General features: G+C 73.4%; 13 protein-coding genes. 10 read left to right on the forward strand and 3 right to left on the reverse strand.

The window, feature by feature from the left end; all coding sequences use genetic code 11:
• Nucleotides 1-141: 141 nt before the first annotated feature.
• The 5 genes from ABZZ38_RS01695 to ABZZ38_RS01715 all read left to right on the forward strand — a co-directional run bounded on the left by ABZZ38_RS01695 (nt 142) and on the right by ABZZ38_RS01715 (nt 5,018).
• Complete coding sequence (locus tag ABZZ38_RS01695) at nt 142-1,401, forward strand: phospholipase D-like domain-containing protein (RefSeq protein WP_356734574.1); 1,260 nt, start codon at nt 142-144, stop codon at nt 1,399-1,401.
• A gap of 257 nt (nt 1,402-1,658) precedes the next feature.
• A complete protein-coding gene (locus ABZZ38_RS01700) occupies nt 1,659-2,213 on the forward strand; it encodes an RNA polymerase sigma factor (protein ID WP_356734576.1) in 555 nt (184 codons plus the stop codon).
• A 2-nt stretch (nt 2,214-2,215) separates the two neighbouring features.
• Entirely contained in the window at nt 2,216-2,968 is a 753-nt protein-coding gene (locus tag ABZZ38_RS01705) for a hypothetical protein (protein ID WP_356734578.1), read from the forward strand.
• A gap of 251 nt (nt 2,969-3,219) precedes the next feature.
• Nucleotides 3,220-3,879: an RNA polymerase sigma factor gene (locus ABZZ38_RS01710; protein ID WP_356734651.1), complete on the forward strand. Its 660-nt coding sequence runs from the start codon at nt 3,220-3,222 to the stop codon at nt 3,877-3,879.
• Entirely contained in the window at nt 3,879-5,018 is a 1,140-nt protein-coding gene (locus tag ABZZ38_RS01715) for a hypothetical protein (protein WP_356734580.1), read from the forward strand. Before ABZZ38_RS01710 ends, ABZZ38_RS01715 begins: the two co-directional genes overlap by 1 nt.
• Before the next feature lie 214 nt (nt 5,019-5,232).
• Here ABZZ38_RS01715 and ABZZ38_RS01720 read toward each other — a convergent pair whose 3' ends face one another.
• On the reverse strand, nt 5,233-6,063 hold the full coding sequence (locus ABZZ38_RS01720) for a L,D-transpeptidase family protein (protein ID WP_356734582.1): 831 nt from the start codon (nt 6,061-6,063) through the stop codon (nt 5,233-5,235).
• 220 nt (nt 6,064-6,283) lie between these two features.
• Here ABZZ38_RS01720 and ABZZ38_RS01725 point away from each other — a divergent pair, with 220 nt between their 5' ends.
• Complete coding sequence (locus ABZZ38_RS01725; RefSeq protein ID WP_356734584.1) at nt 6,284-7,864, forward strand: methylmalonyl-CoA mutase family protein; 1,581 nt, start codon at nt 6,284-6,286, stop codon at nt 7,862-7,864.
• A gap of 444 nt (nt 7,865-8,308) precedes the next feature.
• Here the strand turns inward: ABZZ38_RS01725 and ABZZ38_RS01730 are convergent, their stop codons facing one another.
• Nucleotides 8,309-9,637: a polysialyltransferase family glycosyltransferase gene (locus ABZZ38_RS01730; protein ID WP_356734585.1), complete on the reverse strand. Its 1,329-nt coding sequence runs from the start codon at nt 9,635-9,637 to the stop codon at nt 8,309-8,311.
• Nucleotides 9,634-10,617, reverse strand: a complete 984-nt coding sequence (locus ABZZ38_RS01735) for a glycosyltransferase family 2 protein (RefSeq protein ID WP_356734587.1) — start codon at nt 10,615-10,617, stop codon at nt 9,634-9,636. Before ABZZ38_RS01735 ends, ABZZ38_RS01730 begins: the two co-directional genes overlap by 4 nt.
• 176 nt (nt 10,618-10,793) lie before the next feature.
• Between ABZZ38_RS01735 and ABZZ38_RS01740 the strand changes: the two genes are divergently transcribed.
• From ABZZ38_RS01740 to ABZZ38_RS01755, 4 genes are read left to right on the forward strand one after another with little or no spacing between them, the layout of a single operon-like run.
• A complete protein-coding gene (locus ABZZ38_RS01740) occupies nt 10,794-12,077 on the forward strand; it encodes a DUF6716 putative glycosyltransferase (protein WP_356734589.1) in 1,284 nt (427 codons plus the stop codon).
• Complete coding sequence (locus tag ABZZ38_RS01745) at nt 12,074-13,324, forward strand: acylneuraminate cytidylyltransferase (protein ID WP_356734591.1); 1,251 nt, start codon at nt 12,074-12,076, stop codon at nt 13,322-13,324. The genes ABZZ38_RS01740 and ABZZ38_RS01745 overlap by 4 nt, the downstream gene beginning before the upstream one ends.
• Nucleotides 13,325-13,336: 12 nt before the next feature.
• On the forward strand, nt 13,337-14,224 hold the full coding sequence (locus ABZZ38_RS01750) for an N-acetylneuraminate synthase family protein (protein WP_356734593.1): 888 nt from the start codon (nt 13,337-13,339) through the stop codon (nt 14,222-14,224).
• Nucleotides 14,221-15,252 (forward strand): hypothetical protein, encoded by a 1,032-nt coding sequence (locus ABZZ38_RS01755; RefSeq protein ID WP_356734595.1) that lies wholly within the window; start codon nt 14,221-14,223, stop codon nt 15,250-15,252. Before ABZZ38_RS01750 ends, ABZZ38_RS01755 begins: the two co-directional genes overlap by 4 nt.
• The last annotated feature ends 29 nt before the right edge of the window (nt 15,253-15,281 follow it).

Consider the following 15,281-nt stretch of genomic DNA (forward strand, 5'->3'; position numbering starts at 1 on the left):
GGAGCCGCGGGGATCACCTCCCCGCGGCTCCGCCTTCCGTCGTGTGGGAGCTTCCCGCTTCGGCGGGTGCGCGGGGAGCGCCCAGCGGGGCTCACGACGTCCGATTTGTCATGTACGCGAAATTCACTCCCGGAGGCCGGTGTGCACCGCCACCACCCCAGAACCTGGCTGCTCGGCCTGGTCGTCGCCCTCTTGTCCGCACTCGCCGCTCCCACGCCCGCCGCCGCGGCCGTGACCACGGGCGTCATCTTCAACGACCCGGCCGGCACCACTGCCGAGCAGGACAGGATCCGCGACCATCTCGTCTCCCTGATCGACGGTGCGCCCGCGGGCAGCTCGGTCAGGCTGGCGATGTACACCTTCACCGACAACGACGTCCGGGACGCGCTGATAGCGGCCAAGGGGCGTGGGGTCGCCGTGAAGGTGATCGTCGACTACAAGTCGCACGAATTCGCCCCCGGCGGGGGGACCGAGACCCCTGGCGGCGAGTACGAGAACCTCGCGGAGGCACTCGGCACCGACCGCACGCAGCCGTCGTGGATCCTGTCCTGCCCGCGGGGCCGCGGCTGCATCGCCAACCGGGTCCTGTACTCGGGTGAGGACGGCTCGATCAACCACAACAAGTTCGCGCTCTTCTCCTCCACCGGGGGCACGAGCAATGTGGTCCTCCAGACGTCCGCCAACATGTCGGGCATCCAGCGCACCGACCTGTTCAACAACGCCGTGACGATCGTCGACAAGGGCCTCTACGACAACTACCTGGCCTACTTCAACGACCAGGTCACGTACAGCTCCACCGCGGGTACGGACACCTACTACAAGACGCCGATCAGCGCGACCAATCCGGCGTACAAGAACTACTTCTTCCCGCGCAAGGAGGCGTCGGGTCTGACGTACAGGACCGACCCGGGGACCGACACCGTCAAGCTGATCCTCGACAAGGTCGACTGCGCGGCGCACAGCGAGGTGCGGATCGCGGCCAACCTCTTCAACCGCACCCACGTCGCCTCCAAGCTGGTGGCCATGGTGAACGCTGGCTGCTCCGTCACCCTGGCCGCCGACGCGGACCCGGACGGCGGCAAGCCGGGGTCGGGCCAGCCGTCGATGCACCCGGACGTCGAGGCCATCCTCTACGGCAAGCTGACCCAGCGTGTGGAGTGCTGGGAGAACCCGCCCTCCGGGCGCACCGACAAGATCGGCCTTCACTCCAAGTACCTGCTCGTCAACGGCACGTACGACGGCGTCGCGGGCAAGAAGATCGTCTGGACCGGTAGTCACAACTACACCTGGCAGGCCCTGCGCAACAACGACGAGACGCTGCTGAAGATCGACAACGCGGCTCTCCACGACCTGTTCAAGGCCAACCACGACGAGCTGATGAGCTACTGCGCGGGCACCTGACCCCGCGGGGCACCGGATTCCGCCCGGTCCCGGGTCCCCTCCGGCACGACGAAGGGCCGGGCTCTCCCGTTCGGGGGAGCCCGGCCCTTCCTCATGCCCGTATCGCGGCACCGCGAAGGCGGAGACGTACGCGTCCGGCGCGTCCGGAGGTGTCCTGCGTACGCAGACGGCCGACCCCGCCGATGGTTGCCCTGTGACACTTCCGGCCGGGCGCACGCAGAGCTAGGAAGGGGAATCGTCGGCTCGAAGAGGGAAGTGTGGGGGCGTACGACACGGAACTCGGCGCTGCCGTCGAGCGGGCCCAGCAGGGCGACGAGGCCGCGTTCGCGCGGGCCTACCGGCTGGTCCACCCCGGGCTGCTCGGATACGTGCGCGGGCTGGTCGGTGACGACGCCGAGGACGTGGCCGCCGAGGCGTGGCTGGAGATCGCCCGCGACCTGGGGCGGTTCCGGGGCGACGGGGCCGGGTTCCGCGGATGGACGGCGACCATCGCGCGCCACCGCGCGCTGGACCACCTGCGCAAGCAGAGGCGGAGCCCGCGCACCACGCTGATCGAGCAGGATGTACTGGACCTGCCGGGCGGCCAGGACACGGCCGCCGCGGCGCTGGAGACCCTGTCGACCGAGGAGGCGCTCGCGCTGATCCGCGGGCTGCCGCGCGACCAGGCCGAGGCGGTGCTGCTGCGGGTGGTCGTGGGACTGGACGGACCCGCCACCGCGCGGGTCCTGGACAAGCGGCCGGGAGCGGTGCGCACCGCCGCGTACCGGGGACTGAAGAGACTCGCCGGGCGACTGGCGCAGGGCGGAGCTTGAGAATGAGTCGGGAACCGGACGAGCCGCGCGAGTCGGTGGCGGAGTTGCTCGCCGCCGCCGTACGGGGCGATGAAGCCGTCGACCCGGTGGGCGAGGAGCGGGCGCTGGCGGCCTTCCGCGCGGCGCGCGACGAGGGCGCGCACGCCGTGCGCGGACATCGGCGGCGCGACGACTGGCGGCCCGCCCGTCAGCGGCGGCGCCGTCGGTCGGTGCGGGCGGCGGCCCTCGGGCTGGCGGCGACGGCGCTGCTGGGCGGGGTCGCGGTGGCGGCGCAGACCGGCGCGATCCCGACACCGTTCACCGGTGGCGGTGGCGGTGGCGGTGACGGGAGCGGTGACGTCGGCGGGAGCGGCGGCGGTGGGGTGACCCCCGGGCCGTCGACCGTGCCCACGCCGGTGCGCTCCGTGCCCGGCGCCCCGGGCGCCGAGGGCGGGCCGCAGGGGTCGACAGGGCCGACCCCGCCCCCCTCAACCCGTACGACGCCGGCGGACGCGGAGCCGGACAAGGGCACCGGCCAGGGCGCGGACACGGACGCGGGCATGGGCACGGACGCGGGCAAGGGCGCGGTGGACGCGGGTGCGGGCGGCCCCCGGGGCGGGGACGCCGGGGCCGGGAGCAGTTCCGGGAACGGGGCGCCCGAGACGGGCGACGGGAAGCAGGGGCCCGCGGCCGAGCCGGGCAAGGGGGCCGCGAACGACGGCACGAGCGGTGGCGCCGGCGGCGGTCAGCCGGCCGGCAAGGGGACACGGCCATGACCTCGGGCGGAGGACGACCGGGGCCGCCACCCCCCACAGGAGAGGCCCCGGTCGCCGTCCACGGGTCCGTGGTACGGCCCCGTATTCCTTACAGCGCCGCGCATGCGTTTTCTGTCACACCGCATCGGGTCAGGGAAATGTTGCGAGTTGTACCGGACATGGACGTGGAGCCGGGACACCACGTAGCGTGCTCCTGCGCGCTGGGCGGAGCGGCGGTGGTGACGAGCCGCGAAGACGAACAGGTTGTGGGAGTGCTGGGGGACGACGCGGAGCTGACCGCCGCGGTGCTCGCGGCGCAGGACGGGGACGAAGACGCCTTCCGGACTGTGTACCGCGCCGTGCACCCGCGGCTGCTCGGCTACATACGCACGCTGGTCGGCGAGGCCGACGCGGAGGACGTGGCCTCCGAGTCCTGGCTGCAGATAGCCCGCGACCTCGACCGGTTCAGCGGCGACGCCGACCGCTTCCGTGGCTGGGCGGCGCGCATCGCCCGCAACCGCGCGCTCGACCACCTCCGCATGCGGGGCCGGCGCCCCGCCGTCGGAGGCGACGAGACGGAACTCACCGACAAGCCGGCCGAGTCCGACACCGCGGGCGAGGCCATGGAAGCCCTTGCCACGGGCCGCACCATGAACCTGATCTCGCAGCTCCCGCAGGACCAGGCCGAGGCCGTCATCCTGCGTGTCGTCGTCGGGCTGGACGCCAAGACCGCCGCCAAGACGCTCGGCAAGCGGCCCGGCGCCGTACGCACCGCCGCGCACCGCGGGCTCAAGCGGCTGGCCGAGCTGCTGGGCACGGAGGACGAGGCCGCCGCGCTGGGGGTCGTACCCCCACAACCCGGGCCCCGAGGGGGTTCGGTGGCGCGTACGGGTGTGACGCAATGGCGCTCGCGGACGCAGAAGGACATGTGATGGCCGACGAGCGGGATGAGTGGCTCGACCAGGACGCGGCGGAGCGACTGCTGCGGGGCGAACCGGTCGACCCTGTCGACGGTCACGCACGTGAGCAGGCGAGACGGCTGACCGAAGCGCTGGAAGCGGTACGGGCCGAGGGCCTGGCATCCGGGAAGACGCGCGTAGAACGATCGGGTGAGGCGCTGCCCGGCGCCCAGGTCGCCGGTGAGGCGCTGCCCGGCGAGGAGGCGGCGCTCGCCGCCTTCCGTGAGGTGAGAGCGGCGAAGGCGGCCGACCCCTCCCGCGCCGCGTCCTCCGGCCTGGCGTCCCACGGCGCGGATCTCGGAGCCGTACGGCTCGGGTCCGCCGCCCGGAAGCGGGTGCGCGGACGCTGGGCGCGGCCGATGCGCTGGGGCCTGGCCGCCTCGGTCGCCGGACTGGCCGTCGGCGGGGTGGCCGTCGCCGCGAGTACGGGTGTGCTGCCCGTCCTCGGCGAGGACCGGGAGCCGGTGCCCGTCGCGTCCTCGCCGTCCGCCGCGACGCCCGGCCCGAGCGACTCGGGCGAGCCGACGGGCGGACCCGGGACGGGCCGGCCCCGGACGCCCGGCGAGCCATCCGGCCCGCCCGCGTCCGCACCGGTGTCGCCCACGCCGTCGGCGCCGTCGTCACCGCTGCCGGAAGAGCCCGGCCCGGGCGGCGACAACGTTTCCGGTGGCGTCGGCGGGACCGGCACCGAACCCGGCGACAGCGGCCGGGTGTCCGGCGGCAGCGGCACGGGCGGCTGGTACGCCGGGGCCGCGCAGGCGTGCCGCGACTACCGCCAGGGCCGGCTCGACGCCGATCGGCGGCGGTCCCTGGAAGCCTCCGCCAAGGGCGACACCGTCAAGAAGTTCTGCGACAGGCTGCTGGGCGCCGGCGCGCACACCCGCGAGGGCGGGACGTCCGGCGGCAACGACACCGGCACCGGTGGTGGCACCGGCGCCGGCGAGGGCGGCAACGACGGCGACGAGAACGGCAACGGGAACGGCGGGAGCGGGAAGGGCAAGGGAAACGTCGGCCGGAGTGGTGACGGCAAGGGCGGCGACAAGCACGGGCCCGATTTCCACCCGTCCCTCGCGTGGAGCCCCCTCACTCCCGCCACCCCGGCCACTCCCTGACCGTAGCCGTCTCCACCCCTCTGACCTGCGGTTCAAAAATCTTTTCGCAGAGGTGTGACGTTTTCTCGGCCCGTGGCGCAGTACTAAGTGAGCCGACTGGTCATCGGCAGCGCGAAAGAGCCGGGGTTCCCCCCGTACCTACGGCTCAGCGCATACGGCGCGGGCGGGACACGTTCCCCCGGTCCCGCCCGCGCCCTCTCTTCCTCTCCCGCCGCTACCAGTGGACGACGACCTTGTCGCCGACCTTCACCTGGTCGAAGACGGCCGCGATCTTCCCCTTGTCCCGGACGTTGACACAGCCGTGCGAGGCGCCGGCGTAACCGCGGGCCGCGAAGTCCGACGAGTAGTGCACCGCCTGACCGCCGCTGAAGAACATCGCGTACGGCATCGGCGTGTGGTAGATCGTCGACTCCCACTCCTTCGCCTTCCAGCCGACGCTGAAGGTGCCCTCGCGGGTCGGGGTGTTCTCCGAGCCGAAGCGGACGTCCATCGCCGAGACCACCTTGCCGTCGATCATCCACGCCAGCGTCCGGCTCTCCTTGCTGACGCACAGCACCCGGCCGGTCATACAGCGCGCGTCCGGCTTGTCGAGCTCATGAGTGGTCGGCGGGCGCAGCTCGTCGGCGGTCGGCTCGCGCGTCACGGCGACCAGCTTGTCCCAGGTGGCCGCGTCCACCTCGCCGGTGACGGGCAGACCGCCCTTGCCCTGGAAGGACGACACCGCCTTGGCCGTCATGGAGCCGTAGAACGACGTGGGGCCGCGGTGGAAGTGGCCGGCCTGGCGCAGACGCGCCTGGGCCTCGCGGACCTGCTCGTTCTCGGTGCCCTCGGCCATGAGGATCTTCCGCCCGGGGGTCGCGCCCGGCGTCGCCGACGGCGGCGTGGACGGCGACGTGGAGGGCGTCGGCTCCGCGTCACCCGCGGGTGCGGTGGACGGGGTGGCCGGTGCGGACGGCGACGACGGGGCGCTCGCCCCCACGGCCTGCGCCGTACACCCGGTGGCGGCCAGGGCGACGGCGGCCACGGCCGGCAGTGCCTTGCGCATCACGGACGATCTGCGTATGACGGATGAACGGTACATAGGTGGCCCCCCGAGGCTGAACGTGTGTACCTAGGGATGCTTCCCGGAGGTGCTTGGTTGCGGGTCACGGCGGATGCTGTGAGGAAGGTCCCAGCGTGCGGCACTCCACCGGCCGCACGCCCGCCGCTACAGTCCGTCGCGAGGGTCGGTACCTGCGAGTAGGGTCTATCGGAAGGCACAGCACATGGCGCGCGAGTCGGAGTCGGGACTGCCCATCGAGCCGGTGTACGGACCGGATGCGCTCGAAGGCTGGGATCCCGCCGAGAAACTCGGTGAGCCGGGTTCGTATCCCTTCACCCGTGGCGTGTACCCGTCCATGTACACCGGCCGCCCGTGGACGATGCGTCAGTACGCCGGTTTCGGTACGGCCGTGGAGTCGAACGCCCGGTACAAGCAGCTGATCGCGAACGGCACGATGGGGCTGTCGGTCGCCTTCGACCTGCCGACCCAGATGGGCCACGACAGCGACGCGCCGATCGCGCACGGCGAGGTCGGCAAGGTGGGCGTGGCGATCGACTCGATCGACGACATGCGGGTGCTGTTCGGCGGGATCCCGCTGGACAAGGTCTCCACGTCGATGACGATCAACGCCCCGGCCGCGCTCCTCCTTCTCCTCTACCAACTCGTGGGCGAGGAGCAGGGCGTCCCGGCGGACAAGCTGACCGGCACCATCCAGAACGACGTGCTCAAGGAGTACATCGCCCGCGGCACGTACATCTTCCCGCCGAAGCCGTCGCTGCGGCTGATCGCGGACATCTTCAAGTACTGCAAGACCGAGATCCCCAAGTGGAACACGATCTCGATCTCCGGCTACCACATGGCGGAGGCCGGGGCCTCCCCCGCGCAGGAGATCGCGTTCACGCTCGCCGACGGCATCGAGTACGTGCGGACCGCCGTCGCCGCCGGCATGGACGTGGACGACTTCGCGCCGCGCCTTTCCTTCTTCTTCGTCGCCCGGACCACGATCCTGGAGGAGGTGGCGAAGTTCCGTGCCGCCCGCCGGATCTGGGCGCGGGTGATGCGGGACGAGTTCGGGGCGAAGAACCCCAAGTCGCTGATGCTGCGGTTCCACACGCAGACGGCGGGCGTGCAGCTGACGGCGCAGCAGCCCGAGGTGAACCTGGTGCGCGTCGCCGTCCAGGGCCTGGCCGCCGTCCTCGGCGGTACGCAGTCGCTGCACACCAACTCCTTCGACGAGGCCATCGCGCTCCCGACCGACAAGAGCGCCCGCCTCGCGCTGCGCACGCAGCAGGTCCTCGCGTACGAGACGGACGTGACCGCCACGGTGGACCCGTTCGCCGGGTCGTACGTCATAGAGAAGATGACCGACGACGTGGAGGCCGCGGCCCTGGAGCTGATGGCCAAGGTCGAGGAGCTGGGTGGCGCGGTCAACGCCATCGAGCGCGGCTTCCAGAAGAACGAGATCGAGCGCTCCGCGTACCGCATCGCGCAGGAGACCGACAGCGGCGAGCGGGTCGTCGTCGGCGTCAACCGCTACACGCTCGACGAGGAGGAGCCGTACGAGCCCCTGCGCGTCGACCCGGCGATCGAGGCACAGCAGGCCGAGCGCCTCGCCAAGCTGCGCGCCGAGCGCGACCAGGCGGCGGTCGACACGGCGCTCGCCGAGCTGAAGAAGGCGGCCGAGGGCACGGACAACGTCCTGTACCCCATGAAGGACGCGCTGAGGGCGCGGGCGACGGTCGGCGAGGTGTGCAACGCGCTGCGGGAGGTGTGGGGGACGTACGTCCCGACGGACGCCTTCTGAGCCCGGGCCGCCTGCTTCTTCGGGCGGGCCTGCTTCTTGGGGCGGGCCCGCTCCTTGGGCGGGGGCGCTTGACCCTCACACCGGGTGAGGCCGTCTCGTAGGAGTTTCACCGAACTCCAGGAGCCGGTCGAGGGGCCGGCCCGGGGGCCCGTGCCCCGCGCGTAGCCTGGCGGCCCACCGCCCCATCGCCCGACCGGCCTCACCGGCCTCACCGGCCTCACCGGTCCACCGGCCCACCGGCGTCACCGGTCCACCGGCCCACCGGTCCACCGGTCCACCGGTCCACCGGCCCACCGGTCCACCGGTCCACCGGCCCACCGGCGTCACCGGTCCACCGGCCCACCGGCCGACTGGCCTCACCGGCAGACCGACTCACCGGCCACCGGCCACCGGCCACCGGCCACCGGCCACCGGCCGACCGGCCGGCCCACCGGCCGCGCCGCCTCATCCGCCCAGTGCCGCGCGCTTCAGCCGGCGCGCGCGGCGCGCCAGGCGCCGTACCGCCGGGTGGCGGGGCACCCGCAGCCTGCCGGGCAGCCCGCCCGGCAGGCCCAGCACCGTCAGGCGGCGGCGCTTGAAGTACCGCAGGGTGCCGGGGGAGAGGTGGGCGGCGAGGTACCGCTCGGCGGCCGGGCGCAGGTCCGGACGGATCTGCGGCTGCATCGCGAACCCGACGGCGTCCAGCAGCCCGGCGAGGTCCCTGACCTCGTCCGCGGTGCCGCCCTCCAGGTCCGGCAGGAGCGCGTCCGCGAGCGTCACCGGCACCCGGTTGCTGTTCTGGTAGGGGGTGAGACGGTCCAGCAGCGGGCCGGTGCCGAGCCGGGCGACGGGCAGGCCGTAGAAGCCGCTCGCCGTGAACAGCGCGGTCGAGAAGCACCCGGCGACCAGGGCGGGCCGCAGCCGCCGGAACAGCACCTCGGCGAGCACGGGACGCTCCCACACCGCCAGTTCGGCGCCGAGCCCGGCCGCCTCCCGCTCCAGCGCCCGCGACCAGGAGGCGGGCGCCATGGGGTGGGGCTTGAAGACGAGTGCGCGGTGCCCGCGTGCGACGGCGCCGCGCACCATCCGTACGTGCAGCGCCTCCTCCTCGGCGGGGGAGAGGATGCCGAGCGCGGAGAGGTACTGGCCGAGCAGCAGCGCCACGCCGCCCTCGCCGTCCTCCGGTTGCCCGGCCGCCCCTTCCTCCCGCGCCAGCTCGTCGACGACCTTCGTGAACGCCTCCGCCGGTACGACCTCGGGGACGGCGCCAAACTCGGCGAGCAGCAGCGGTCGCAGTCCCGGCACCAGGTCCAGGTGGAGCAGCCGCCGTACGCGCTCCCCGACGAGCGGGTCGATCTTGTTGCGGGTCGGGCCGTAGCTCATCAGCCCGTCCGCGTACACGTCGATCGGCGCGTCCGGGAACAGCTGGGCGACGGTGAGCGCGGGCGCGACCTGGATGGACTCGACGACCAGCTCGATCCGCTCGCCGTCGCCCAGTCCCCACAGCAGCCGCAGATGCCGCTCCCACAGGGGTATGTCATCCGGGCGCGGCGTCCAGCCGCCCGGGTGGAACGGCGCGATGGTGTCGTTCCACGACAGGACGGCGTCGAAGCGCCGGCTCACCGGCCCGAAGCCGGGCATCCGGTCGAGCGGGACGGTCGTCTCGGGCGTCGTCGCGGTGTTGGCGACGAGCAGCAGGCGCCGGTCGGCGGGGTGGAAGCAGCCGCTGTCGAGGGCGGCGGCGAGCGTCACCGCGCCGTACAGCGTCGAGGCGAGGAAGATCTGCGTGGTCATCCGGCCGCCCCCGCCAAAACGCGCGCCGGACGCCGGCGCAGCCTGCGCAGCAGGGTCGCCCGCTCGGTGTCCATCGTGTCGAGCGCGTCTCTCAGGACGTCCTGCGGCATGCGCCGCAGCGCCGCCGCGCTCCGGGTCCGCAGGGCGCGCGCGACCGGTGCCTCGAAGCGCTCGATCGATCCCAGATGATGCGCGATGATCGCGCAATAGGTGCGCACCGCTTTCGGCAGCAGCCGGTCCGCCTCCGGGTCCTTCGCCGTTTCGTCGAGCACCTGGTCGAAGGCGCGAAGGAAATCCAGCTGACGTATGTCGCCGATTTGTGTGAGGGAAGTGGCGACACCGCGCCGGTAGAAGAGGGAGAGCGTGGTGACCGCCGCGAAGGATTCCGCCTCGCGGTGCAGCCGCCAAATCCACGGCCGGTCCTCGGCGGTCCGCAAACCGTCCGTGAAACGCAGCAACCCCCGGTCGAGAAGGCGGCGGTGGTACATGCCCGCCCAGGCGTACGGATAGTCCACCGACGTGGACCGCCCGGCCGGCAGGATCGCGTCCCGCGGGCTCAGCACCTCGCCGCGCCTGCCCACCGGCACGCGGTGCACGGTCCGCGCCCTGGCGGTGCACTGCACATGGTCCGTACGGACGAAGTCGCACCCCAACTCCTCGATCGCCCTGAGGAGTTGCGCGAAGTGCCCCGGGGCCAGCCAGTCGTCGCCGTCGAGGAAGGCGAGGTACTCACCGCTCGCCGCGTCGATGCCGGTGTTGCGGGCGGTGGCGAGCCCGCCGTTGCGTTCGTGTCTCAGCAGCACCGCCCCCGGCACCTCGCGCGCCGCCCGCTGCAGGATCTCCCTCGTCCCGTCCGTCGAACAGTCGTCGACGAGCAGGAATTCGAAGTCCTCGCGGGCGTTGGCACGCAAACTTTCCAGGGTTTCCGGGGCGTATGTCTGCACGTTGTAGAACGGCACGACGACGGAGAGCTTGACCACCCCCGAGACGCTAGGCGGAGCCCCGGCATTCGTCCTGACCGGGGAAGAGATGCGTGGTGAACACTGAGCGGCGCACTCCTTAACCGGATTGCCACCCGACCGCAGCCAGACGCTGTTCACCGTTTGTTGCGGTCCAGTTGGGCCGCGAAACGAAACGCCTTCCTAACGTCCTCGGCGTGCCATCAAGTACCAGTGCAGCAGCGGTGCGGATCGCGGTGCTCGCCGACTCCGACACCCGATGGAAGTGGGGCGCGCTGACGGCCCGCCGCATCGCCCCGCCCGACAGCGCCGTCACCGGCTTCGTGCTGCGCGGCCGGGCCACCCCGACCGCGCGCCAGCTCGCCGAGGTCGGCGCGGACGTCGGCGTACCGGCCGAGGTGACGGGCGCGGAGTTCCTCCGGGCGGTACGGGACGAGGCGTACGACGTCGTCGTCCTCGCGCTCGTCGGCGGCACCGTGCAGGCGATGCTGCACGGCCTGTCCGGAATGGCGCTGCCGCGCCGGCCGGTGGTCGTCACGGGTTACGTCGGCGTCGTGTACGAGAAGCTCGCCGACGGGCTGCTGCTGCGGCACGGCGCGGACGTCGTCCTCGCCAACTCCCGCCACGACGCCCAGCGGTTCCGGGCCGTGTACGAGGGGGTCGGCGCCGACGCCTCCGCGGTGGTCGAGGCGGCGCTGCCGTTCCTCGGCGGGGCACCGTACACGCCGGTCCCCGGCCGGGACACGGTCGTGTTCGCCGCGCAGCCCTCCGTGCCCGCCGGCCGCGAGGACCGGGCCTACCTGTTGCGCCGCCTGGTCGAGCACGCCCGGCTGCACCCGCACCGCGAGGTGCTGCTGAAGCTGCGCTCCCGGCCCGGCGAGCACACCACGCACGTCGAGGAGCTCCCGTACCAGAAGCTGGCCCGCGGCCCGCTGCCGCCCAACGTCCGGCTGGTCCACGGCCACATGGGCGAGGTGCTCGACCGTACCGACCTCCTCGTCACCGTCTCCTCGACGGCCGCGCTGGAGGCCCTGCACCGGCGCGTCCCCACGGCGATCCTCACCGACCTCGGCGTCCGCGAGGCGCTCGGCAACCACCACTTCATCGGCTCGGGCCTGCTCGCGTCGTGGGACGCCCTGGACGGCGGGCACCGGCCGGTGCCGGACGAGGAGTGGCTGGCGGCGCAGGGCGTGGCGTCGGACGGCACCTACGGGACGGCCTTCGACGCCGCCCGCGCCCGCGTCCGGGAGCTGCTGGACCGGCCCGCCCTGCCACCGATCGCGCCGTACTACACGGCGGCCACGGCCCCCGGGTACCTGCCCGGCGTCCTCGCCCGCCACCGCCTCGACGCCGACGCCCCGGGCGAGGCCGCCGCACCGGCGGGCGCCGTACGGCGCGTGCTGCGCGACGCGGCGCGCGGGGTGTACCGCCACGGGGTGCAGCGCGTCGCCCCGGTGATCCGCCGCCTGGGGGAGCTGTGACCGACCGCCCGACCGTCCTGGCCGTCATACCCGCACGGGGCGGCTCCAAGGGCGTCCCCGCCAAGAACCTCGCCCCCGTGGGCGGCGTCCCGCTCGTCGCCCGCGCCATACGCGCCTGCCGGGGCGCCCGCCTGGTGACGGACGTCGCCGTCTCGACGGACGACCCCGCCATCGCGGAGACCGCCCGCGCCGCCGGCGCCGAGACCGTCCGGCGCCCGGCCGAGCTCTCCGGGGACACGGCGACCAGCGAGTCGGCGGTCCTCCACGCGATGGACGCCTTCACCGCGGTGCACGGACGCGCGGTGGACGTGGTCCTCCTGGTCCAGTGCACCAGCCCGTTCCTCACCCCGGCGGACATCGACGGCGTGGCGGCGGAGATCCTCCGGCGGGGCGCCGACACGGCCCTCACGGCCGCCCCGTCCCACGGCTTCCTCTGGAAGCCCGCCACGCCCGCCACGCCCGCTCCGGGCGCCGCGCCCACCCCCGCCCACGCGCTCGGCGTCAACCACGACAAGGCGCACCGCCCCCGGCGCCAGGACCGGGAGCCCGAGTACCTGGAGACGGGCGCCGTGTACGGCATGGACGCGCGCGGCTTCCGCGAGCACGGCCACCGCTTCTTCGGCCGCACCGCGCTCGTCGTCACCGACCCGGCCCGCGTCCTGGAGATCGACGACCCGCACGACCTCGCCCGCGCCCGCGCCCTCGCGCCGCTGCTCGACGCACCGGCCACCCCGACCGCGGAGGACGTCGACGCCGTGGTCCTCGACTTCGACGGCACCCAGACCGACGACCGGGTCCTCGTCGACGCCGAGGGCCACGAGTTCGTCGCGGTCCACCGGGGCGACGGACTCGGCGTCGCCGCCCTGCGCCGCGCGGGCCTGAAGCTCCTCATCCTGTCCACCGAGCGCAACCCCGTCGTCGCCGCCCGCGCCCGCAAGCTGGGCGTCCCCGTCCTGCACGGCGTCGACCGCAAGGACCTCGCCCTCAAGCAGTGGTGCGACGACCACGCCCTCGACCCCCAGCGCGTGCTCTACGCCGGCAACGACGTCAACGACCTGCCCTGTTTCGGGCTCGTCGGCTGGCCCGTCGCCGTCGCGAGCGCCCATGACGCCGTACGGGCCGCCGCCCGCGCCGTCACCGACACGCCCGGCGGCGCCGGGGCCATCCGCGAGATCGCGGCCTGGCTCCTCGGCCCCGAGCTCCGCACCCTCCCCACCGCGCAAGCCACCTCGCACGCCACCACGTAAGGAACCCGCTCCATGGACTCCCGCCTCCGCACCCTCGGCCGCAGGACCGCCGGCCCGGGCCGCCCCGTCTACATCACCGGCGAGATCGGCATCAACCACAACGGCGACCTCGACAAGGCCCTCGCCCTCATCGACGCCGCCGCCGACGCGGGCTGCGACGCCGTGAAGTTCCAGAAGCGCACCCCCGAGATCTGCACCCCGCGCGACCAGTGGGACATCGAGCGCGACACCCCCTGGGGCCGCATGACGTACATCGACTACCGCCACCGCGTCGAGTTCGGCGAGGCCGAGTACCGCGCCATCGACGAGCACTGCCGGGAGCGCGCCATCGACTGGTTCGCCTCCCCGTGGGACACCGAGGCGGTCGCCTTCCTGGAGAAGTTCGACCCGCCCGCGCACAAGGTGGCCTCCGCGTCCCTCACCGACGACGAACTGCTGCGCGCGCTGCGCGCCACCGGCCGCACCGTCATCCTCTCCACCGGCATGTCGACCCCGAAGCAGATCCGGCACGCCGTCGAGGTGCTCGGCAGCGACAACATCCTGCTGTGCCACGCCACCTCCACGTACCCCGCCAAGGCGGAGGAGCTGAACCTGCGCGTGATCCAGTCGCTGACGCGGGACTACCCGAACATCCCCATCGGCTACAGCGGCCACGAGACCGGCCTGCAGACCACGCTCGCCGCCGTCGCGCTCGGCGCCTGCTTCGTCGAGCGTCACATCACCCTCGACCGCGCGATGTGGGGCTCCGACCAGGCCGCCTCGGTCGAGCCGCAGGGCCTCGCCCGTCTCGTACGCGACATCCGCACCATCGAGACCGCCCTCGGTGACGGCGTCAAGAAGGTGTACGACTCGGAGCTCGCACCCATGAAGAAGCTCCGCCGCGTCCCCGCGACCGTATGACCGCCGCCGACCTCGCGTTCGTCGAGAGCCCCGTGCAGCTCCTGAACGCCCTGGAGTGGGCCCACCAGGCGGAGCGGCCCGCCCTCACCCTCGTCGTGCTCTCGCCGACCGACCCCATGTCGCGGGGCCAGCTGCGCCGCATGGCCCGGCTGGCCCGCGACGAGGGCTTCACCGTCCGCTGGCAGGAGGCACGGGCCGGGCGCGGCGCCCTGGCGCGGACGCTGCGGGAGCTGACGCCGCTGCTGCGCGGCGCGGAGCGCGTGATCGTGGGCGACCCGTTCTCGCGGTACGTGCACCTGCTGCTGACGCTCCACGGCCCCCGCGACCTCACGGTCGTCGACGACGGCACCGCCACCATGGAGTTCGCGGCCCAGCTCGCCCGCGGCGAACGCCTGGTCCGCTGGCACCGCCGCGGCAGCCGCGACCCGCGCGAGCTGCTCCTCGCCCCCGTCACCGCCCTGGCCCGGCGGCGGCTCGCCCCCGGGCACCGGCGCGGCGTCGAGGTCTTCACCGCCCTGCCGGTCGAGGCGCCGCCGGGCACCACGGTCACGCCGAACCGGTTCGCGTGGACCCGGGCCCGCTTCGGCCCGCCCCGCCTGACCGGGGGCGCGGACCTGGTCGGCACCTCCCTGGTGGAGACCGGGGTGGTGGACCCCGATCAGTACGTGCGGGCGGTCGCCAGGCTCGCGGCGGCGCACGGCGCCACCCGGTACTTCGCGCACCGGCGCGAGGACGTCGCGAAGCTGCACCGCGTCGCCGTCGAGACGGGGCTGGAGATCGTCCGCCCCGAACTGCCGCTGGAGCTCATCGCGCGGCGCGGCCCGATCGGCCGCACGGTGCTGAGCTTCCCCTCCACGGTCGTGCACACCCTGCCGCTCGCCCTGGCGGGCACCGGGGTCGCGATCACGGTCTGCGGGATAGCGCCGGAGTGGCTGCGCGCGAGCGCGTCCCCCCGCGCGCACGGCTTCCTCGCGGGCGTCACGGAATCGGCCCGTACGGCACACGGACTGTCACTGACCGGTGCGTGACCCGGGTACGCGCTACAGCGAACACAAGA

It is taken from the genome of Streptomyces sp. NPDC006368 (genome assembly GCF_040612535.1).
In the GTDB taxonomy this organism is placed as follows: Bacteria; Actinomycetota; Actinomycetes; order Streptomycetales; family Streptomycetaceae; genus Streptomyces.